This is a genomic window from Candidatus Zixiibacteriota bacterium, from assembly GCA_026397505.1.
In the GTDB taxonomy this organism is placed as follows: domain Bacteria; phylum Zixibacteria; class MSB-5A5; order GN15; family PGXB01; genus JAPLUR01.
Window position 1 is genome coordinate 26,550 of the sequence record JAPLUR010000050.1, and the last position, 22,651, is coordinate 49,200.

General features: G+C 49.5%; 18 protein-coding genes and 1 tRNA gene. 1 reads left to right on the forward strand and 18 read right to left on the reverse strand.

From position 1 onward, the window contains the following. Positions 1–8 precede the first annotated feature (8 nt). The 6 genes from NT002_04340 to NT002_04365 all read right to left on the reverse strand — a co-directional run bounded on the left by NT002_04340 (position 9) and on the right by NT002_04365 (position 7,625). On the reverse strand, positions 9–944 hold the full coding sequence (locus tag NT002_04340) for a glycosyltransferase family 2 protein (protein ID MCX6828491.1): 936 nt from the start codon (positions 942–944) through the stop codon (positions 9–11). After that, on the reverse strand, positions 937–3,087 hold the full coding sequence (locus NT002_04345) for a hypothetical protein (GenBank protein MCX6828492.1): 2,151 nt from the start codon (positions 3,085–3,087) through the stop codon (positions 937–939). The genes NT002_04340 and NT002_04345 overlap by 8 nt, the downstream gene beginning before the upstream one ends. After that, on the reverse strand, positions 3,077–4,180 hold the full coding sequence (locus tag NT002_04350; protein ID MCX6828493.1) for a DegT/DnrJ/EryC1/StrS family aminotransferase: 1,104 nt from the start codon (positions 4,178–4,180) through the stop codon (positions 3,077–3,079). Before NT002_04350 ends, NT002_04345 begins: the two co-directional genes overlap by 11 nt. A 672-nt stretch (positions 4,181–4,852) precedes the next feature. Further along, on the reverse strand, positions 4,853–5,431 hold the full coding sequence (locus NT002_04355; GenBank protein MCX6828494.1) for a DNA-3-methyladenine glycosylase I: 579 nt from the start codon (positions 5,429–5,431) through the stop codon (positions 4,853–4,855). Further along, positions 5,432–7,303, reverse strand: coding sequence for a hypothetical protein (locus NT002_04360; GenBank protein ID MCX6828495.1), 1,872 nt, complete (start codon positions 7,301–7,303; stop codon positions 5,432–5,434). It lies immediately after the preceding gene. Between the two features lie 229 nt (positions 7,304–7,532). Next, positions 7,533–7,625, reverse strand: a tRNA-Sec gene (locus NT002_04365). A 529-nt stretch (positions 7,626–8,154) separates the two neighbouring features. Here NT002_04365 and NT002_04370 point away from each other — a divergent pair. Next, complete coding sequence (locus NT002_04370; GenBank protein ID MCX6828496.1) at positions 8,155–8,322, forward strand: hypothetical protein; 168 nt, start codon at positions 8,155–8,157, stop codon at positions 8,320–8,322. A gap of 99 nt (positions 8,323–8,421) precedes the next feature. On the opposite strand, the gene NT002_04375 is transcribed toward NT002_04370, so the two are convergent. The 12 genes from NT002_04375 to NT002_04430 all read right to left on the reverse strand — a co-directional run. Further along, positions 8,422–8,685: a hypothetical protein gene (locus tag NT002_04375; protein ID MCX6828497.1), complete on the reverse strand. Its 264-nt coding sequence runs from the start codon at positions 8,683–8,685 to the stop codon at positions 8,422–8,424. Between the two features lie 255 nt (positions 8,686–8,940). Next, complete coding sequence (gene bshB1 / locus NT002_04380) at positions 8,941–9,660, reverse strand: bacillithiol biosynthesis deacetylase BshB1 (GenBank protein MCX6828498.1); 720 nt, start codon at positions 9,658–9,660, stop codon at positions 8,941–8,943. After that, positions 9,653–10,774 (reverse strand): N-acetyl-alpha-D-glucosaminyl L-malate synthase BshA, encoded by a 1,122-nt coding sequence (bshA, locus tag NT002_04385; protein MCX6828499.1) that lies wholly within the window; start codon positions 10,772–10,774, stop codon positions 9,653–9,655. Before bshA ends, bshB1 begins: the two co-directional genes overlap by 8 nt. 1 nt (position 10,775) lies before the next feature. After that, on the reverse strand, positions 10,776–12,401 hold the full coding sequence (gene bshC / locus NT002_04390) for a bacillithiol biosynthesis cysteine-adding enzyme BshC (protein ID MCX6828500.1): 1,626 nt from the start codon (positions 12,399–12,401) through the stop codon (positions 10,776–10,778). Next, positions 12,373–15,549: an efflux RND transporter permease subunit gene (locus tag NT002_04395; GenBank protein MCX6828501.1), complete on the reverse strand. Its 3,177-nt coding sequence runs from the start codon at positions 15,547–15,549 to the stop codon at positions 12,373–12,375. The genes bshC and NT002_04395 overlap by 29 nt, the downstream gene beginning before the upstream one ends. Beyond that, a complete protein-coding gene (locus NT002_04400) occupies positions 15,546–16,616 on the reverse strand; it encodes an efflux RND transporter periplasmic adaptor subunit (protein ID MCX6828502.1) in 1,071 nt (356 codons plus the stop codon). Before NT002_04400 ends, NT002_04395 begins: the two co-directional genes overlap by 4 nt. Before the next feature lie 11 nt (positions 16,617–16,627). Beyond that, positions 16,628–17,938: a TolC family protein gene (locus NT002_04405; protein MCX6828503.1), complete on the reverse strand. Its 1,311-nt coding sequence runs from the start codon at positions 17,936–17,938 to the stop codon at positions 16,628–16,630. 14 nt (positions 17,939–17,952) lie between these two features. Next, entirely contained in the window at positions 17,953–18,543 is a 591-nt protein-coding gene (locus tag NT002_04410; GenBank protein ID MCX6828504.1) for a TetR/AcrR family transcriptional regulator, read from the reverse strand. Between the two features lie 227 nt (positions 18,544–18,770). Next, on the reverse strand, positions 18,771–19,814 hold the full coding sequence (locus NT002_04415; protein ID MCX6828505.1) for a lysylphosphatidylglycerol synthase transmembrane domain-containing protein: 1,044 nt from the start codon (positions 19,812–19,814) through the stop codon (positions 18,771–18,773). 98 nt (positions 19,815–19,912) lie between these two features. Further along, positions 19,913–20,677 carry a tetratricopeptide repeat protein gene (locus NT002_04420; protein ID MCX6828506.1) on the reverse strand — a complete coding sequence of 255 codons (765 nt, stop codon included), beginning with the start codon at positions 20,675–20,677 and terminating at the stop codon, positions 19,913–19,915. Continuing rightward, entirely contained in the window at positions 20,670–22,472 is a 1,803-nt protein-coding gene (locus tag NT002_04425; GenBank protein ID MCX6828507.1) for a BatD family protein, read from the reverse strand. The genes NT002_04420 and NT002_04425 overlap by 8 nt, the downstream gene beginning before the upstream one ends. Continuing rightward, a partial coding sequence (locus tag NT002_04430) for a hypothetical protein (GenBank protein MCX6828508.1) occupies positions 22,472–22,651 on the reverse strand: 180 nt, incomplete at its 5' end. The genes NT002_04425 and NT002_04430, both read right to left, overlap by 1 nt.

The following is a 22,651-nucleotide window of genomic DNA, read 5'->3' on the forward strand; positions in this document are numbered from 1 at the left end:
AGGCGGCGCTATTTCTTTATATCATTCTCGATATCGTTCAATTTTCTTCTCACCGCTCCCAGTTCTTCCTTCAGGGCCGCCAATCCCTCGGCTAAAAATCCCAAAATGAAAAGCCCCATGCCGGTCCCGACCATGAGTATCACCAGGTACAATAGCGGACGAAATCCCTCGTTGAGGATAAACCGAAAATAAATGGCGATTAATCCGATCAATACGCCCAGAAAGAAGAAAATGGAACCGAACAATCCGAAAAAGAGAAGCGGTTTCTTGAGAAAAGAAATTTGGGCCTTCACGGCCAGCATATCCAGGACACCGATCGGTATTCTCCAGAATGAGAACTTCGATTTCCCCCAGCGCCTGTCATAGAGTGGAATTTTGACTTCCTCGATCCGATGACCCTTGTCGGCCGCCAGTACGACCAGATAGCGATGCCAGTCACGGCGAAGGAAAATATCCTTCACCACCTCGGACCGGAAAGCCTTGATCGAATTGAGATCATGCACTTTCAATCCGAATATTTTCCGCGATAAATAGTTGTATATTTTTGATACCGTTCTCTTTTTATATTTTCCCTGTTTCCATCCGGTGACCACATCCGCCCCTTTGAATATCGGCGCCACCAGCGTCGGAATATCCTCGGGAAGATACTGCAGGTCGGCCGGATAAAAGATATATATCCCTCCGGTAGCGATATTAAATCCGGTCTCCAGCGCTTCCGTCAGACCGCGATTCCGCGGATGCCGCCCATATTTTATGAAGTCATACTTTTGAGCGGCCTTCAAAATTTCGTCAAAAGTACCATCCACGGAACCATCATCGATAAAAATCAATTCATACTGATGCTTTGATTGCGCCGTCATTTCGTCAAAAAGCCGACAAAACTCGGCTATGTTCCCTTCCTCATTGAAGGCGGGGACAACCACGGAGACGGTATTATTACTCAACTTCTAAGACTTCCTCCCCTCGCAGAAGGGCGTCGATCTGATTCGACAGGCGCATAGAAACCGGATTTAGTTTCCTGGCCATCTCCAGTTCGATTCTTCCCTTCTCCTTATAATCCGCATTATTGGTAATTTTATACATCTTAATATAAAAATCCCCCAGCTTATAACGCAAGTGGAAATCGGTCGGGCAAAAAGATATCGCGCGTTTGTAAAAACGTTCCGCTTCATCATAAAGCTTCATTTCATAAGAAAGCGCCCCGGTGAAAAAGTTCGCGGCAATATTATCCGGGAATCTGGATTGGAATCGCTTCATATGAATATGGCCGGAGTCCGATTTCGCCTGAAGATAATAACTCATGGCCGCCTCAAAATCCGAAAGCTGATACTGATCGGCCGTGATATTGCCGGTGAGTCCCGCCACCCGATAGACATTGACATTCTTGCTCCCCACATAATAGTGCGCGACCATGACTGCTTTCTTGAATATCTCCGGGTAGTTCTCCCGGGCATATCCTTCATTTGCCTTATCGACCAGAAGATGCGTGATCGGATAGCGCCGGAAAAAGGTGGTATCGACGTTGGCGACACCGAACATGTGGATGAGATTGAAGAGAATATTCTCCTGAGTCAGATCAGCAGCATAGGGACCCGATACCACCGCCTCCGGAGAAAGAATCTGCGCCAGATCCTTCGAGTTGGCTACGGTTGTGAAAGTCGCCAGTGACGACCATTTTACATATTTGACGGCATTGGGCACAATGGCGGCCATAACAGCGATCAGCACTACCCCGTTCTTAAATCGTTGCGGAGGCAGGAAAAGCGAGGTGGCGAAATACTTCCTGAGCAGCATGACGGCGACGGTCAAGACCGCCCCAAGAATCAGCAGAATCGACCACTCATCTTCCATGATAAAGGTCAATTCCGAAAAATGAAAGAAGCTCCCGGTCAACTGGTACAGAGGAATAAGACAAAAAACCAAAAAAACTGCCGGAAACCAGAAATACCCTCTTGTCTTCCCTTCTAATTTTGCCGCACCAATCAGATTGGCCAGAAAAATTCCCGCCAGTCCGTACACCGGATAGATGAGAAGCGTCTGATAGCGAAGCGGCCGATAATTCCAGATCATCAAGGCGCCATAACCGGCCAGAACCAGAGTCATCATGAAAAGCATGCCGGGATTGATGCCAAAGAGTCTCTGTTTCCAATTATCGCTTCGCCCGGCCCGGTAGAGAAATATCAGTATAAATCCCCAGGCCAGAAGCGCCGGAACGGCCATCCGCTCGAAAAAGCGGCTAACCACCCCCAGGGAGACATATTTATAAATAAAATCGGGAAATGATTTCAACGCTCCCGGAATCCCATAAAGACTGAAAGCTTGCTCCTCGACATATCCGGTTACCGATTGGGACATCGGCCGATAACTGAAAAGATACCAGAAAACCGCAACCGCCAGAAAACCTACTGCAAAAAGAATATAGCGATTCAGGAATTCCCTCCATTGCGGCCGATAATCGTGATAATATTCATAAATCGCGTAACAGCCGAAGGGAAACAGATAGACCAGCCCTATCAATTTCCCAAAAAAGATTCCCGCCGCCAAAAATATCCCCGCCAGAATTGCCACCCATATCTTCCGGCCAAAAATCAGCAGCGCCGCGGCAAGAGTGGCGAAGAAGTTCATGCTGTTTTCCAGAAAAGAAAGACGGCCGTAAAAGATTTGATTAAAATCGATCGATATCAAAATAAGATAAAAGAGCGCCGATACATTTCCGGCCACCTTACGCACGATAAAATAGAGCAGGATGAGCGTTGGGAATGAAAAAAGCAGCCCCACGATTTTCGCCTGAAGATACCCTACTCCCCCCAGCTTGAAAACCAGCAGAGATAAAAGCGTCGTGGCCGATTTTAGAAAGAAGACAAGACGAAAATCATGAAGCGGATTGAAATTCCCGTAAAGAATCATATTTCGGGCATATGATGTATACTGGGCCGGGTCGGTATAAACATCCTGGCTGATTGAAAGGTCGACCGGCGGGTCGGCCGAAAGTTGATTTAGACGCAGGAAGAGCGACATCGCCGCCAGAATAATGAAGGCGATCGCCTCAAATTTAATCGGCAGTTTATAGGTTTCTTTATTTTCCAAGGAATTCCCTTATTTTGGATGAAATAAAACCGACCTGCTCGTCGGCCAATTCAGGATATATCGGCAGCGATAAAATCCTCCCCGATAATCTCTCGGTGATCGGATAATGGCCTGCGGCATAACCGGCCTCAAGATAACCTTTCTGACGATGAATAGGAATCGGATAATGTATGAGCGTCGGGATGCCCGATTCGGAGAGAAAGTTCTGAAGTCCATCCCGGTCGTCAACTTCGATCACAAAGAGATGATAGACCGGATAGCAATCCGGAAACTCGCCCGGCAGAACCACCGGCAGGTCTCTTAGGTTCCGGCGATATCGGGCCGCCACCCGGTTTCGCTGCTTGTTCCATTCTTCAAGGTGTTTGAGTTTGACCCCCAGGACTGCCCCCTGAATTCCATCCATCCGGGCGTTGTAGCCAATCAGGTCATGATGATATTTCCGGTCGGAGCCGTGGTCGCGAAGCTTGCGGATGGTTGCCGCCAGCTTGATATCCGAGGTCACCACCGCTCCCCCCTCGCCGTAAGCGCCGAGGTTTTTCCCCGGATAAAATGAGAAACATCCGGCCAGCCCGAATGAACCGGCCGGCTTCCCCTTGAATCCGGCGCCATGCGCCTGGCAGGCATCCTCGATAACAATCAGATTATGTTTCCCGGCAATAACATTAAGCTTTTCCATATCGACCATACAGCCATAAAGATGAACCGGAATTATAACCCTTGTTTTCGAGGTAATAGCTTCCTCAATCTTCGAAAGGTCAATATTGCTGGTAACCGGATCGACGTCAACCAACACCGGCGTCGCGCCGGTATAAATAATCGCCGCGGCTGTGGCCATGAATGTATTGGCGGCGGTGATCACCTCATCCCCCGGGCCGATATCAAGCCCCTTCATGGTAAGAAAGAGCGCCGAAGTCCCGGAATTGACCGCTACCGTCTGTCCACACCGGCAGAAACGGGCAAAATCCTCCTCAAACCGCGCCACGGCCGGGCCGAGCACAAAGCTGGAGGAATTGATCACCTGCCCGATCGCTTCATCTATTTCGGTCTTTATCGAATCATACTGGGCTTTTAGGTCAAGAAAATTGATCTTCATAAATCTCCATCTAATTTGATTGCGCAAAATAACATAAGTCGGATTTTAAGTCAAGGAAACTGCCGAGAGACCGGCGGCGGGGATGATTTTGAAAAAGAAAACTCGTCCTGCCGGAACAATCCAGACAAATAAGGTGTTGTATCAGTTGAAAAGTTTTGATTCCCGTTGGCCACAACGGATAAGGCGAACATCTTTTGAGGATGTCGCACTGATTGGTTTACGTTCTTTCATTCCTCAGGGAAAGCCCTCTGCCAAAAGCAGGGGGTTTTTTTATTTGGAGATTATCCCACAGGTTTCTGATCGGCGGTTCCTCAGAACCGCCGCCCGGTCTATCTGACCGATCATTCACTTTCAACGGCTTAAAGATATCGGCTTCATTGGGGCGCAGCATAGGGCGTGTCGAAAGAGGCGCAAAAGGGAGAAGAAGCATACCAATAGGCAAGAGTATACAAGAATTGTCATCCTGAACTTGATTCAGGATCCAGAAAGCGGAAACATAAGTGCAAATCAGTTACTACTTTCTGGATTCTGGCTTTCGCCAGAATGACAGGTCGGGCGTCATCATTAGTCATGATAGAGGCATATTGCCAGCATATACACTTCTTCAGCACTCCCCATAATGCAGCCCAAGACCGCCTTACCGAACGCCCTTATCCTGCCTGCCCCATTTGCTCACAATTTCACCTCTTTGTATCGGAAACAGCTTACCAGATGATCGTTCACCAGGCCGACTGCCTGCATGAAAGCATAACATATGGTCGGGCCGACAAACCGGAAACCGCGCTTCTTAAGCTCTTTGCTCATGGTCCGCGATTCCTCTGTTTCGGCGGGAAGCCCCTTAAATGTTTTCAGGCGATTGTCTTTCGGCTTGCCGCCGACAAAACCCCAGATAAACTTATCGAAACTGCCAAACTCCTTCTGCACTGTCAGAAATGCTTTCGCGTTGGTAATGGCCGCATTGATTTTCAGCCGATTGCGGATTATGCCGCTGTCCTTCAGAAGCTTTTCCACTCTGGCCGGTGTATATCGGGCAACTCTTTTCGGATCGAAATTATCGAATGCTTTGCGATAGTTTTCGCGGCGATGGAGAATGGTACGCCAGGAAAGCCCCGCCTGCGCCCCCTCAAGAATAAGGAATTCGAACAGGAGACGATCATCATGCACCGGCACCCCCCATTCGGTGTCGTGATACTCAAGCGACAGCGGATCCCCCTCCCCCCACGGACAGCGATTCTTTGTACTTTCTTTCATTTACTTTCTCACCAATCCTGAAAGTCCAGCCACAAGCAGTGAAGTCAGCACCCATCCAGCGACAATATGAACCCAGAGATAATACCGCAACAACGAACCGCTAATGGGTATTTTGAGTTTACCAAACAAATGAATTTCGCCGCACTTATTGGCATTGGGCATCCAATAACTCCCTTGCCGAAGATTGATCAGAGGCACAAACTCATTAAATGAGTACGCCAGAACATTGAATGTAGGATAATCAGGCGAAATTACCTGATCGCCGGTGACCTTGTCCGCTATATAGGCGGTCGGTGACAAAGGGCTGAAAACGCCAGCTTCGTAACCGGCACCGAACAGAATAAGTCCAAGCATAATGAAGCCAGTCATCCAGGGAATTGCCTTGAGCGGACGATATCCATAGGAAATTGATTTCCCCAAAAGCCTTAGCCAATATCTTTCGTACCACGGTATTTTGTTTTTCTCAATCCGCAGACGATCATTATTTTTAGCGATACGTATTTTGCGAGCATCATTTTCATGGCCCATCTTTTCAAGAACCTTGGCCAACTGCTCGTATGGTTGTGGGCGAAATTGATCTTCCGGCTGTAATCTAAGCCATTTGAGGCGCATTTCGGCATCTTTTTCGGCTTTATCCGCTATAATATCATACTCGAATCCATCCATTAATAGATTCCCTTTTGCCGGCCATGAGTTTTCGTTATCATAAAGAGTTCCAACTTTAGCCGAACGCAAATCAAGCGTGGCTTTGTCGGGCGATTCCACATCCAAATATTCAAGGCTGCCGCTAATATGAGCAAATACAAGAGAAACAGTGCCCTGTGGATTGAAGGCTTCACGCATCAAAACATTGCCGCCTATTTTCGCATTCTGAACATTCAAGGCTTTACGCCCCGCGTTCGTGAATTCACCCGCAATGCAGTCTAAGTCGCCGCCTATAACTGCCCCCTGAAAGCGAACTTCACCCTTTGCCCTAAAACCCTCTCTAAAAAAGACGGCACCCTTGATTTTGATTCCACCCGCATTTAATGCTTTACCACCCTCGTTGATAAATTCACCCTCAATACAGCTTAGAACACTGCCTATATTTGCCATCGGCATGCGAACCTCTCCCTGCGCCTTAAAACCCTCCGCTAAAAAGACCCCACCCTTTACCTTGATTCCATCAGCGCTCAAGGCATGTCCGTGCACATTTGTGAACGCACCCTTGCGGCAATCAAAGTCACCGCCTATATCCGCCCCCAACATGCGAATCCCACCTTCGGCCTTAAATCCCTCCCGTAAAAGGACGTCGCCCTTTACTATAATTCCATCTGCAGTCAATGCAAGCCCGCCCACATTAGTGAATCCGCCCATACTGCAATCAAGAATTCCGCCGATTTCCGCGCCTACGAAACCTATCTGTCCATTGGCCTTGAATCCATTTCTCAGAAAAACATTACTCTTCACTCGTAGGCCATTACCATTTATTGATTTAACCTGCGTGCCGTCTAAATATAGTCCACGGATTTCCCCACATCTCAAGTTCATATCATCCGCAAAAAGCGACTTCCAGAAAAGAAAGCTAAAATCCACCCTACTTTCTTCAAGATCAACTTCCCCCTCAATACGTGCCCCATTTACCCTTATCCCTTTATGGCTCACCATCTCTTTGGCCTTCCTGTCGGCGCAAAGCCAATTAATCCGGTCCGCCTTTAGCACCCTTTCTTCACCCCATTTGTCGCCGCCGGCGGGGTCATTATCTTCTTCCTTCTCTGAACTGTAATCTGCCGGTTCGCCGTTGGCAACCGCCGTAAAGAACGTTTCATCAGCCGGCGAGAAATCGCTAAACTTCTCTTTGGCCAGTTTCAAAAGCTCATCTTCATTGGACATAAATATCTATCTCCCAAGAACTATATTAATCTCAAAGAAATCTCAAACCCTGTCCCCTTTTATATAGCAATTCCCCTTTAATTTGCAACAACAATTTTGACCCGCTGCCACTTGCCCAATTACCTGAAGGTCGAAATTCCCCCCGAATTCCGCGAAAAGCGGAATGAGCGGGGGTTTCGACACTTGCGCCTCGCCGGTCACGGTTGGCCCGCACTCTCCCAAATAAAAACGGAAGGGGTAGGAATCGAACCCACCGGAGACGGCATAACCGCCTCCCCACGGTTTTGAAGACCGCAAGGGCCACCAGACCCTATCCGCTTCCAAACCATTATAATAAATCTCTCCCCTCAAATCAATATTACTTGTTCTCTCCCGCCGGCCAACCCTCCGCAAGCTATGGGGCATTCGGCGGCACCTGGCTCACATTCAGGTGTTCCGGCGGGTCTTGGGACCCGCACGGCACGGAGAGTATTAATCTGGATGCTGGATCAAGTCCAGCATGACAATAACTGGGCAGTCAAGGCGGAAGCGGATGTTTGCCGAAAAATGTTCCTAACACTGTCATTCTGGCGAAAGCCAGAATCCAGAGAGTTTTGTCGGCCAGTGGAGTGCGGCGGCGGACGGGGCACCGGGGCAGATGTAGAGAGGCTGTGCCAAAAGTAATGTGGGCGGGCGGGTTCTCAAACCCGCCGCGCGGTCGGTGTGAGGACCGACTGCTCACATGGAAGTGTTCCGGCGGGTCTGATGACCCGCACGGCACGAAGAATATTAATCTGGATGCTGAATCAAGTCCAGCATGACAATGATTGGGTTTAATTGATGGGTGAGTAGATTCAATGGAATGAGTTCTTTTGGAAGTCATGCTGGCGGAAGCCAGCATCCAGGGGTGGCGCGGCCAAGGGCAATATAAGTTGTTGAATAATAAGCGATTGCAAATAAGCGAAAAAAGCGAAGCCATCATTATTTCATTTAAACCCATATATACCAATAGATTGTCAATTGGTGGGTTTGCTTTTTGAATTTTTTGCCCTTCCGACGGACGCAATTTCCCCCTCGTAACAGATTGACAGTAAATGAAATGGATGGATTTGGGAAGGGTCGTCATTTTGGGTTCGTTCTCATTTTAAGGGGGTGAAATGGGGCGACCGCTGGGAGGTTTTGCCCGAAATGTCGCGCTTGAGGCTGCGAATAAGTGATAATAGGACTTTATGTTGATGTTTCTCCGGTAATAATTGGATGGCCCGGACGAGGTCAAATTTGGAATAGAGGCCATGTTTCAGACCGTTGCGGCTGGAGCGGAATTTGCCCAGCGGCGTTTTGGGGCCGGTTGATTTTTGGGCGTTGGCCTGGTTGGCCAAGAGTTGTTTTTGGCTAATAGACATATAAATAATCACTCCTTCTATATAAGGGGGGAGCGCCAAAATCACCATCGATTCGATGTGGATTTTGAAATGGGGATGGAATATCATTGTTGTAAGTGTCGAAACCGCAGGGGTTTCGAGTTGCGGGGCTGGCGGAAAAGATAAAATTGTCGGGTTTCTCGCCTCCGTTGGCGCGGAGTCTCGGAACCGCGACCTATAATACTACAATACTGAGACCCCGGCGGAACAACGAAATGTCAGATGGGGGAATTGCGGTTAAATTGAGCGGACGGGCATTTCGGCGGGGTCATCGATGAGGATCTGCTCTTTGATAGCAAACGCCTCGGCGTATTTCACCCCCACCATATGACCATAATGCTGTGCCGTGACAGTCATATACTCAAAAATATCGACCCCCGGTCGGTAGATTTCCCGCGAGGAAGGAGTACCATCAAATTGTGACTTATACGCCGCCACCGCCTTGAGTTTCCGCTCCATCTGCCCGGTGATATCGACAAAGAACGAATGTTGCCCATCGCGGAAAGAGGATGTATAAATGATTTTGCGCGGGCGGTGCGGCTCACCCTCAAGCGGGAGTTTCCGCAATCCCGCCAGAAAGCAGGCATCGTATCCCAGAAGCGAGGCGGCCAGATGGTCGGGGTGGCGCTGTACCCAGTACGGCAATATCACCAGTTCGGGGCGAAGGGTTCTGATTACCTGCGCCACTTTCAATTTATTCTCGCGGTTCACCTCCACTCCGGCATCGGGAAGGCGCAGATTGTGACGGTATGTCAGCCCCATTATTTGCGCGGCCTCTTCGGCTTCCCTGCCCCTGTCGGCGGCGGTTCCTTTGGTGCCCATCTCCCCTTCGGTCAGGTCAAGGATGCCGACTCTCTTCCCCTTATCGGCCAGCTTGATCATCGTGCCGCCGCAGGTAATTTCGATATCGTCGCGATGCGCGGCTATTGCCAGCAGATCAAGTTTAATTTCAGCCATCGAGCACCTGTTGGTAATAAGCTTCGTACTGTGGAACAATTTTGTCCGAACTGAATCGTTCGAGCGCCAGCTTGCGGGCATCGAGCTTGAATTGAGTCAACATATTTCCATTGGAGAGCAATTCTACGGCGGCGTTGGCCATGGCGGTGGTGTCTCCGACCGGGAACAAGTAGCCATTGACACCCTCATCGACTACCTCAACCAGCCCTGTCCCGGAAGTGCCGATCACCGGCACGCCGCAGGCGAGCGCCTCGAGCGCGGCCAGACCGAAAGATTCCTCTTCCGAAGGGAGAAGGAACAGGTCCGACAGCGGCAGGATTGCCTCTACTCTATCTTGATTGCCAAGAAAGACCACCTTGTCATTGAGATTTTTCTTGTTTACCTGCCTTCGCGCCAGGATGGCATCGGGCCCCTCGCCGATAAGAAGCAATTTAGCCGGAAGCTGCCGGGAAATTTTATCAAAAATATCAATGACATCAATAATCCTTTTGACCGGGCGGAAATTGGAGATATGGGAGATAACAAATTCCCCTTCGTTGGCGAAAGAGCGTCGTTTGCACTCCTGGCTCTCCGGGTTGAAACGGCCAACATCGAAAAAATTATGGATGACTTTTATCTCTTTCCCGATTTTGAAAACCTGCTCGGTCTCATCGGCCAGATAAGAGGAGACGGCGGTGATACCATCGGAAGCCTTGATGGAGAAGCGGGTGATATCGTAGTAGGACGGATCGGCGCCCACCAGAGTTATATCGGTGCCGTGCAAAGTGGTTATGATTTTGGGAATTTTGCAGGTGATGAGTTGCTTGGCCAGAAAGGCGGAAGTGGCATGTGGAACGGCGTAGTGCACATGCAATATTTCCAGATTGAACTGACAGACCACCTCGGCCATTTTGGCTGCCAGCGACAGGGTGTACGGCGGATGTTTAAAGAGCGGATAAGCGGTCGTCTCGACGCCGTGGAAAAAAAGATTCTGCTGGTACTTGTCCAGACGAAACGGCAGAGCGTAACTGATAAAATGAACCTGGTGTCCCCGCATGGCCAGCTGCTGCCCCAGCTCGGTGGCCACAATGCCGGAACCGCCAGCCACCGGATAACAGGTTATACCGATATTCATATCAAGCCTCGAATTCCGAGATATAGATCATCTGATGTTCGTCGTTTCCGGTCTCAATGCTCCCGACAATGAAATCAACAATGCCGAAACCATACTTGGAAATATAATAATTTATATTCAAGGAGCGCTCCTGGAGATTTCGATTTGGGAAGAGTGCGGTTGACAGTCTATAAATCTGGTTTCGGGTCGATTCCATCTTCCTTTTGTGATGGTCATATATTTTTTTCTCAAAGGCATTAATCGCGAAATCGATCTTGCCGTAGGTCTGTTTCCCCAGCGGTTCCAGCGTTTCATCAAATTGCCGCACCGAGCTGAATAATTCATTATAGGCATCCTCGAACCGCGCCCGAAAAGAGGCGATTTGCGCCTCCATCTCTTTCGGGAATGAACGTGCGGTCACGCGGTTGATTAATTCCTCCACGTCGCCGGTGAGGTCAACAAGCTTCAGGTCGAATTTCTCAAGAAAATCCTCGTGCCGCTTTTCTACGATAGTCAGCGCGGGGCGAAAATAATAGTATGGCTGCACCAGATTGAACGGTTCGAAGAGTTTTCCTATTTGTGCAAAGTAAGCGATTTCAGATGGCCCGCCGGCCTGCGCCACCACCGGGAAAAGATAAGACTGCCAGAGCGGACGGGTGAGGACATCGGGCGAGAACTTTTCCGGATTCTTCTCAATCAAATCGAGCAATCCGCTGATGCCCAGAGTTTTTTCGCCGACCACAAAGCTGTCATCCTTAAAATGAATCGCGATTCGCTCCGGGGCGTGAAAAAAGAGATGCACGGCCGATTCTCTTTTCTCGGCCTGAATATGATATCCATCAGCCGCGAGATTTCGCTCGGTCTCTTCAAGAAGCTCTTTCAGATTGAAGAAACCCTCAGCCAGCCGCTTGAAAAATCCTTTGGAGATCGTTTTTACTTCTTTATCGGCGGGAGAAAAAACAATTAGTCCCATATCGGGAAGGGTATCGAGCAGAAATTTGCCAAACGCCTCGACCATGTTAGAATTGAGCGAATAAGCATCAAAGAGGCGGCCGAGCAGATTCTCGCTGAACCCGGTGCTGCCATAGGCGGCACGGGCGCTGTCAGCGAGCGCATGGTAGGCTTCTTCGTTGTCCAGAAGAATTTCGGCTGAAGGGATACGCGTTTCCGGCGCGACACCATAATTGAGCTTAGTCAGTTCACCCTGTTTATCGAGATAGAAAACAATGTCGATTTCTTCAAAATCATGATCATCGGCGGCAATCCAGAAAATCGGGACGACCGGTCGATGCAGTTCCTGCTCGAGCAGTTTCGCCTGATTTACTATGCCGATCGCTTTATAGAGAGTAAGGAGCGGCCCGCCGAAGAGGCCGGCCTGCTGGCCCGCGAAAATACAGAGAGCATCTTCATGCCGAAGTTTCTCGATGGTGCAGAAAGTTTCCGGTTTGGCCTTGAAAGCAATATTCTGTCTTTTGAGAATATCACACATGAGACCGCGGTCAACGCGGGGATTATCGATCCGGATAGCCGTCTCGTTCGCGGTATCCCGAAAGAAATATTTCTTTATGGCCGGCTTTTTATCGAGGAAATCGATAAAGAGATCGGTATAACGAAATTCTTTAACCGGCCTGATCGACCGTTCCTTCATCAGTGAAATCTTCCTTTCTAACCTGGACGGTTTCGCGCCCGGTGAACCAAACGACGATGTCATCAATAATTGTATATACGACCGGCACGACCACAAGGGTAAGCAACGTCGAACTGATCAATCCGCCTACCACGGCTCGGGCCATAGGTGCCCGCAACTCGGCACCAGGACCAAAAGCGAATATCAGAGGAAACATACCAAAGACCATGGCAAAAGTCGTCATTAAAATCGGCCTGAGACGAATCGGGCCGGCAATCAAAATGGCCTCAGTCCTGGAGATTCCGCGATAGCGATTCTGCTTGATGAAGTCAACGAGCAGAATGGCATTCTTGGTCACCAAACCCATCAGCATGATAATGCCGATAAGCGACATGATGGAAATTGAATTTCCGAAAATCAGAAGTGCCACGATGGCTCCGACCAGGGACATGGGCAGAGAGAACATAATGGAAAAGGGATCAAAGAATGACTCAAACTGCGACGCCAGCAACAGGTAAACGAAAATTACGGCCAGCATTAATGAAAAGAAAATATATCCGAACGATTCCTCCTGGATTTCGCCCATACCGGTTTTTCCAATATAGTATCCGGGAGGGAGGTCTATTTTCTTAGTCTCCGTCACGATATTATCAAGCATGGTCCCGGGGAAATATCCTTCGAGCACATTGCCTCCGACTTTTATCTCACGCAGCCGATCATATCGATTATATTTGCCGACCGAAGCGCTTTTTTCGACCCGGGCGAAATGTGACAGGGGGACCATGAAGGAACGTCGTCCCTCCACATCCTTATTGCTGGCAATCAGGATTCTATCGATGTCCGCGCTGCCGGCGCGATCGGACTCTTTCAGCCGCACTCTAACATCGTATTCTTTATCCCCTTCTTTATAGCGGGTGACCACCTCGCCGTCGACGAGACTTCGAATGGTAGAGGCGACCAGATAAATATTCACGCCCAGGTCATTGGCGGCATCACGATCGACCGTAATCTTCAATTCCGGTTTGCTCTTTTCCAGGTTGTTATTAATATCAACGATACCGGGTGTTTTGCGAAAGATATTTTCCACTTTATTACTGAGGTCGGCGAGAATATTGAGATCGTTGCCACGAATGGAGAGTTCCACCTGACGGGAAGAACCACCTTCATCGGCCTCGGTAGCGAAGGCGAATTTCACTCCGGGAATGGCGGCTGTCACAACCTTGCGGAGGCTGTCCACCATTTGCCGCGCCGAAAGCGGCCTTTCATTTTTATCTACCAGTTTAATATATATCTGCCCTTCACTAACCTGATTCTGACCGGAACCGAGGGTGGTGAATATCAGATCGATTCCCTGAAATTTCGAGATCAACGCCTCCGCCTGAGCGATTCTATCAGCGGTCACTTTCAGATCGGTACCCGGCGGTGTTTCGACCGAAATCATAACTCTGCCTTCGTCGGTCTGGGGCATAAATTCGCTGCCAACGAATTTGCCCAGGTAGAGTGCAAAAACAAAGGACAGAATAGCAATGACAACGATGGCCAGACGGTGCTTTAAAGCCCATTGCAGGGTTGCCCGATATAGCACGTTGACATAATTAAAAAATCTATTCCAGGGAGCGATGATTCTTAACACTAACCGATAGATTTTCCAGATGAGACGGAAGAGTATGAATTTTGGACCCCGAACTTCGGCTCCTTCCTTCCTGAGGAAACGGGAGGAAAGCATCGGTGTCAGCGTAAAAGCCACGAACAACGAGACGGCAACGGCAAAGGCCACGGTCATGCCAAACTGATAGAAAAATCGACCGACAATGCCCTGCATGAAAGCGACCGGTATGAAGACGACCATAATAGAGAAGGTGGTGGCCATAACCGCCAGACCGATTTCTTTGGTAGCATTATAAGCCGCCTTAAAAGGTTTTTCGCCTTCATCCAGATGCCGGAAAATATTCTCAATAACAACAATAGCATCATCGATAAGAAGCCCGACCGCCAGGGAGAGTCCCATAAGAGAGAGAATATTCAGCGTGAAGCCGAGCGCGTTCATCAAGGTGAAAGTGGCCACAATTGAGGCCGGAATGGCGACGGCGGAAATAATGGTAGAACGGATATCGGCCAGGAACAGGAAGATGACCAGCACCGCCAGCAGGCCGCCATAAAGGATATTGACCATCACGTCATCAATGGAATCCTCGATATATTTGGAATCGTCAACCACGATATTCAGATTTATTCCCGGCGGCAATTCCCTTTGCAGGAGGCTGACCGCTGCTTTGACATTGCGGGCCACATCTACGGTATTGGCTCCGGATTGTTTGGAGACATCGAGTGTAATAGCCGTTTGGCCGTTCAGCCGGGCCAGTGATCGCTGCTCTTGCACACCATCAATTATCGTGGCAATATCTTTTAGATAGACCGGCTGGCCATCGGGGTTATCGATGACAATATTATTAAATTGAGAAACCCGGGTCAGTTTACCCATGGTACGAATGAGATACTCGGTATTATCTTCGTTGACACGCCCGCCGGGTATTTCCAAATTGGCTGCGGCAAGAGCCGTCTTCACTTGATCCACGGAAATCTCATAGGATTCCATCTTCTTGATATCGATCAGGACATCAATTTCTCTTTCAAATCCACCCACGAGAGTAACGGAGCCGACCCCGGGAATCGATTCAAGTCTTTTCTGAATTTCGTCTTTTGTGATTGTCGTGATTTCGCGGGGGGGGAGTGTTCCCGCCACGGACAGAGACATGATCGGCTGACTTTCGGGATCATAGCGGGCGATGACTGGCGCCTCAATTTCCTTGGGGAGATCGCCCCGTATGGCCGAAACCTTTTCTCTCACTTCCTGCGCCGCCACCTGCGGGTCCTTTTCAAGAACAAACTCGGCGAAAACAAAGGAATAACTCTCCTGCGAGTAGGAAGTGATATGCTTGACACCGGAGATGGGATTAATGGCGTCTTCGATCTTCTTGGTAAGCTCGGTCTCGACAGCCTCGGCTCCCGCGCCGGGATATACCGTGGAGACAATTACAAACGGAAAACTGATATTCGGCATCAGGTCAACACTCATCAAATTGAATGAAGCGTATCCCAGGACAACCAGGGCGACGATCATCATGACGGTGAAGACCGGTCGTCGTATGGCAACTTCGGCTAATTTCAAAGCTCGACCTCCTTCCCGTCAGCCCCGACAAACCGGGCCAGCTTCACTTTGTCGCCGTCACGGACATAGTTCTGCCCGATAGTAATGAGGGTATCGCCGACATTGAGGCCCGATTTTATCTCGGTATAACCATCAAATTCTACCCCCATCAATATTTCACGATAAACAGCTTTGCCATTACTGTAGACAAAGACGAAGTTCTTGCCTTCGAGGCCCAGAATGGCCGGGCCAGGTGCGGCCACAATATTATCATACTTTGCAGTCACAAGTTCGGCTTTGGCAAACATCCCCGGTTTAAAGAGGTGTCTTTCATTGGCAATTTCTATTTCCGCCTGGAAGGCGCGAGTGACCGGGTCGGCCGAACGGGCAACATTGACAACCTTGCCCTCGCCAACGAGCGTGGAATCCCCTTCCACCGTTACTTTCACATCCTGACCTTCACGAAAGAATCCGATATCGGCGTTGCTAATGCCCAACTTCATCCGCATCCGTTCGATGCTGGCCACCGTGGCCACCTGCATACCAGGAGAGACATATTCCCCAACCGAGACATCCACCGAGGTCACCGTTCCGGAGATGGGAGATTTGAGGTCCACCATCTGCAGCGCAGCTTCATAGTTAGCCCTGGACACTTCATATTCGGTACGGGCGCCGTCAAACTGACTCTCCGACACCGCACCTTGATCATACAAGTATTTCATCTTGTTGAAATTTTTCTCGGCATTCTGATAAACCGAGTAGGCCTGCATATAGCTCGAGGTTGGGCCGGAGCGATCCAGACTGACAACCGGATCATTCGTTCTCACATATTCTCCCTCGCGGGCATGTATCTTCTCGACCGCCTCTGCGATCTTGGCACGGATGACGGCCTGCTTTACACCTTCAAGACTGCCGGTGAAAGTTTTGGTGAGTTGCCGGGAAACCGCCGTCACCAGCTCGCCCTTGACTGAGATGATCTGCTCTGTTGAAGCCGAATCGCTTTTCTGATTGCCCGAACAAGCGGCCAGCACGAGTGACAGCGCCAGCCCGGTCAAGATTGTCATATTTTTCATGGTATTGAAGTTCATGGGATTCCTCTCTAATTTATCTCATAGCTGACAGCTTTTTTCAGTGCCGATTTTGCCAGACGGAAATTATAAGTGGCTCCGGCCAGGTTGGTGCGGGCATTGGTAAGAGCGGTTTGCGCGGATAAGACCTCCAGTTGTGTTCCAATACCTGACTGGTAGCGCAGATTGGAAATTCGCATCCCCTCCTCCGCCTGAGCGATAGTCTCTTTTTGCATCTCCAATGCTTTCTTGGCCGTCATCAGGTTATCATAAGCCTGCTCCACCTCAAGCCGGACATCATCAAAGGTCTGCTGTTCGGTCAGCATCGCCTGATAGTAGTCTACCCTGGCCTTGCGCACCTCACCGATGGTACGGCCGCCGTCGAAGAGCGGGATACTGAACATCAATGAAGCGCTCCAACTTTGTGAGGTATTCCGCCGACTAAGACGAAAATCATCAGACGAAGCGGAAAGGTCGTAATTGACACCGACACCTATGGTCGGATATAACCAGTTTCCTTTGGCGATTCTGACCGCTTTGTCGTATGCCCGCTTCTGATAATCAGCCTGTTTGACCTCGGGGCGGTTGTGAAGCGCCTGTGTCAGCAGACTGTCCAGCGACGGCAGGCTGGTGAGGGAAGTATCCCCCATGTCGGCAGTCAAACGGATTTCCTCTTCCAGCGGCAGACCGAGGAACGATTTAAGCCGTTTCTGCGACAGGTTCACCTCGGATTGGGAAGCAATCAACTGCGGCTCAAGATTTGATTTTTCCACCCGGGCGCGAAGCAACTCATATTCGGAGATCATTCCCTGTTTATAGTATTTCTCGACCACGTCCAAATTATAGCTGAGTTGCTCAAAGGCTTTCTGAAGGACGTCGCGGCTCGATTCGGCCAGAACGGCCGAATAGAACATCGATTCCGCCCCGAAAATAATGTTTGCTTTTACTTCCTCCAATTTTTCGGAAGTGTACCCTCTATAAAATTTGGCAATCTGAAGCGCCGCACCGACCTTTCCTCCCACATATAACGGTTGGGCCAGACTCAGCGAAAGACTGAAATCATTGTTCAAGCTGATCGGTATCTTTTCGCCGGCAAAGAAAAGGTCCCGCGTGGTCAGATTGCGCGTATATCGCCCTGAGAGCGAAATCTCCGGCATCGCCCCCGAGCGGGCGGAAATGTAATTTCCTTCAGAGCGGTCGATCTCCTGTTTGGCCGAAAGATACCGGCGGTTTGATTCGAGCGCCATCTCTCGAACCTTATCCACCGTCAAGACGGTCTCGGCCCCGGATATCGCGAAGCAAACAATAAACAGCGAGATTGTAGTCAGAATCTTTTTGGTCATAATATTACCGAAAGCTAAAGTCTTTTTTCTCTAAGATAGAGTTTACTCATTTCTACCATTTGATTGATCATAATTTTTGGACTGACTTTTCCACAGTAACAATATTTTTGAATCAGGACGCCATCTCCCAGGGCGTGTAAAAGCCAGACCATATTCAGCGCGTCCTCATGCTCTAACCGGCTGTTTTTTTCTACAAAACGGGCTAGGCGTCCAATGATCTCACGATGCATGCGGCCGACATAATCGGTCACCTTCGGGACTTTGATCGCCTGCTGCCAGAACTCAATAGCGAAATATCGCTGTTTCTCGGTCATTTCAAAATTCACTCGAATGATATATTCCATCATTTTTTCGATATTGGTCTCCGTCTCCAGACAATGGACGATTTTCTTCAAGTAGCTATCCGTCTTTTCTTTAAGAACCTCCAGAAAAATATCCTCTTTGCTCTTGAAATGGAAATAAAGCGCCCCTTTGGTCACGCCCGCCAGCCGGGAAATATCCTCGGTGGTGGCGCCGGCGTACCCCTTGTGAGCAAAGACATTCCCGGCCGCTCTGATGAGCTGAGCCCGTCTTTTTTCGGCGGGGAGTTTGGGACTCTGTTTCAAATCTCTTTCCTCATAACAAAATACCTACCGGTAGGTATCTAAATTATTTAATCTAACGTCGAAGTCAAGAATTTGTTTCCTCTTTTGTAACAGGGATTCAAGATTTTCTTAAGACCGACAGATATTTCAAATTCGCGGGACAGCCTCGTTCGGCGCGGCTCATTTCCTTGATTAACAGATAGTTCAATGATTATGACGGAGTATTCATGAAAAGGAACGGCATAATTCTATTTTTCTTCCCCAGCCGGCATATCGGACATTTCCACCTGCCCCAGGAGTTCCTCTTTCTCACCCTCCGCCTCGATCTCCCTGAGAGTCATCTTTTCGCTGCGAAGGAAGAGAAGTCCCATGACAAAAATTGGAATCAAATCCAGGATATGAAGAGCCAAGGCGAAAAGAACGGCATCCGATTTGACAATTTTGAACGCCAGAAGTGAGGCGACCACCGCCAATTCAAAAGTCCCGGCATTCCCGGGCGTGATGGGAACCATTAGGGCGACGGTGTTGATCACCATAACGACGATAGCCGAAATGATCGGCAGTTCGAAACCGAAAGACTTGAACAGGAAATAAATGACCAGGGCATGCGAGGCCCATGAGGACAGGGAAAGAAGCAGGGTGCGCAGGAAATATTGACTGGAACGGAGCATCTCAATGCCGCGCGTGAAAGAATAGGCGAATTTCTTAAGCGTTATATACAAACCGGGCCAGCGGCCGCGCATCACTTTTTTACCCAGATAGCCGATCGGTTTCTGGAAATGCAGTATTAGATATAAAAGGGCAATCAGGGCCAAAGTTGCGATGGCGATTATGTAGCCGATGGAACGATATTGCGGCGGCAGAACAAAAGAGGCCAGGGAAAGAAGAAAGATGAAAATCAGCAAGCTAATGGAATCAAACAGAACTTCGATGACAATGGTTGAAAAAACATAAGACTTGGACATCCCCTCCTTCCTGGCAAAAAGAAGCAGCCGCCCCACCTGCCCGGTCAGCGCCGGCATGATAATATTGATGACCTGTCCGGCCGAAAAAAGCGGGATTATTCGTGAGAGGCTGATTTTTCTGGTTTTTTCGACAATAGTCCGCCAGCGCCATGCCTTGAATATATTAATGGCGAATTCCATCAGGAGAGCCGGTATCAAATAATAAAAATTGACCCGCTCAGAGAGAAGCCTGACGCTATCAGGATGAATATCTTTGAGGCAGTAGGCCAGCAGGATGATGGCGATAAGGGAACCCCAGAAGTGCTTTTTCTTGAAAATAGACGCCACTTTTACCTCAAAAATTAAAGCGGCAGAGGCCGCCTGACAGGATAATAACAGATAATTGAGTCGGGCTGTCAATCAAAAACTGACCATGTTCAGGAACCTCAGATTACTTCCACGCTGGATTTCTTGACCCACCCCTGTCGCTGATTCTCAAAAGTAACCCGGTAATAATCACCAAACGATTTTTCAATTTTAAATGTCAGGCCATAGGCGCCTACAAACTCCAGATGATTGTCCTCCCCCGGGCCGCTGAAAACCTGGGCTTCATCGGCCACAATCACCCCCTTGGGAATCATATAATCGGTACGGTATTTATAAGTGGTTAGCCCCGAGGATATTATTACCAGAGCCAGAAGAATGTAACCCGCAGTTCTAATTAAGAATCCATGCCATTGCCGGTATAGAAGGGCGCTCAAAAAGAGCATGAAGGCGATAAATGCGAATGAGGCAAACCAGGCCATTCCGTCAAGTGTAAAAGGGTCCACCAGTCTATCGAAGAAAGAGGTGACAGGGTTGATTCTGACCCCTTCCAGACTGGTCGGCATGAACTGGCGGGCGTAGGTCAGATTACTGTTAATGTCGTCATCACGCGGGCTCAGCCGTTTGGCTCGCAGATAATAGAGGATAGCATACCCGAGTTTGCCCTGCCGAAAATAGCAGTTGCCGATATTGTAATAAAGCGGCGCCGAAACACAATCGCCTTTCTCCAGTTTCTGATATCCATCCAGGGCGGCGGCAAAATCCTTATTGTCATAAGCCCGGTTCGCCGCAGAAAAAAGAGAATCAGTATTGAGACTGTTGACTTTTGGTGCGACCAAAAGTACCAACATCAGTATCAGAATTATCGGAGACAATTTATCAGCCAAACCGCACCTCCTCCAGTTTAATCAGCAGATCTTCGGCGGCTTGCAGGGATTGCGCAATCTGCTCGGGGAAGACTTCGGCCGATGAATATTGGGCAAAATCGGCCTGATTCAGAAGCTCTCTGGCTTTTGCGGTCAACTCTTCATCGACGCCCGATTCACCCAGGATTTCCAGCAGGCGGTCACCGGTCAGTCCGTGCGGCGAGACATTCAATTTGTTGGCCACATAGGTAAAAACGGCGCGCCTCAGCTCGGCATAGAAGGGAGCCGTCATCCCGGCATCGACCATCTTTCGCGCGGCCGAGAGATGTTTCCGGGCCACTTTTTTGGCCGCCCGGGAGCGGGCATATTTAACATCAGAGTTCAGTTTTGCCTTGCGCAGGCTGTCAATCCAGACGGCGGCCAGAAGCAGAACCGGGATGGCGTTCAATATCATATAGAGCGGCGCAAAAAGTATGACCGTACGCCGCTGGCTCAGCACGGCCGGATCCGTCTTGATGTAACGGATGTCTTTAGCCGAAGATTCAACGACTCGGCCTGCGACGGCGCGAAGCGGAGCATCGGTATAGTCGCCGGTGGCGGCCGGATTGACAATGAGTTCAATCGAACCCGCAGCGATTGATTGATATTTCTTTGTCGCAGGATTGAAAAAGTCAAGTTTGACCGGAGGGATGGTCAGCTTACCGGCCCTCTTGGGAATATATACCTCCTCAAAAGCTTTTGTTCCGCCGACCAGCCCGCCCGCCTTGGATATTTTTTCATCGGAAGAAGCCCGATAAGTGCGGAATTCCTGAAGGTCGCCGATATTCGGCTCCGCAATTGTCTTTATATTTCCGGTGCCGCTTATCTTGTAGGTTACCGTTACCGGCTGATTCATATCCACGTCCGTTTTATCGGGTGTAGCGGTTATTGTAAAATCGCCGACCGTGCCGGTAAAATCTGACGGTTTGTTATTCTCGGGTAGCGGCAGGACATTTATTTTCAGCGGGCGTGAACGGACACTGCGTGATTCCCCCTGAGAAATGAAATCGTCGAACATTGAGAACGGGTCATTTCGCCGGGGCGCCTTTTTGACCACGACCATCGCGGACACCATGGCCGGGCCGATCGTCAACTCTCCGGAGCGGGTGGGGAAAAGAGCCGATGATATTTCAATAACCTGGTAACGACGGCCGTTGACAATTTGATAATAGGATTTCTGGGCATCCAGAACATCGGTCCAGAAATCGGTTGTTTGCGGGGCATTGTACTCCGGCTGGGAGTAAAGTTGCACGCCATAAAAAAATTTTAGGGTGAGTGTAATCTGTTCATTGACATAAGCCGTCTTTTTGTTCACCTCGGCGGTCAAAAAAAGATCCCGTCCCTCCCCTTCCTGGGAGGTTGCCTCCTGCTTTAATGTCGGCGGCGTACTGACACCCGACTCAATAATCGTAACGGCCAATTCGTTGGAGGTGTACCGTTTCTGATTGAAGACAAGCGAGACCGGACGAATGGGGAAAGTCCCCTGCCGCTTGGGCTGTAGAAGATAGCGATATGAGTAAGATGTCTCCATGCGGCCGTTGACAATGGAAATATTAGTCGAGGTTCCCTGCGAATAGACATTGAACATGGAAAGGTTGGGCAATTCCGGCGCAGGCAGATTCCTTTGCGAACCGGAAACGGTCACGGTCAACGAGGCCTGTTCCCCGATATTTATCGTATCGCGATCAAGAGAAATCTGAATGGTTATATCATCCTGCGCGGCGGCCGCCATCGGCAGCAATAGAAAGGATAATATCAACATCTTCTTCAGCATCATCACCAGTCGTTCCCCTCATAGACGGCCGGGCCCTCCATCCGGCGGACATCTTTCTGCAAATCCTTCTCGTCATCCTTAAGAGCATTCAATATCCGTTCGGCATCCTCTTTGGACATTTCGTTCTTGTCCATCTGCTGCGGTTTCTGTTGATTCTGCTTCTGGTCCGGCTGCTGTTGCTG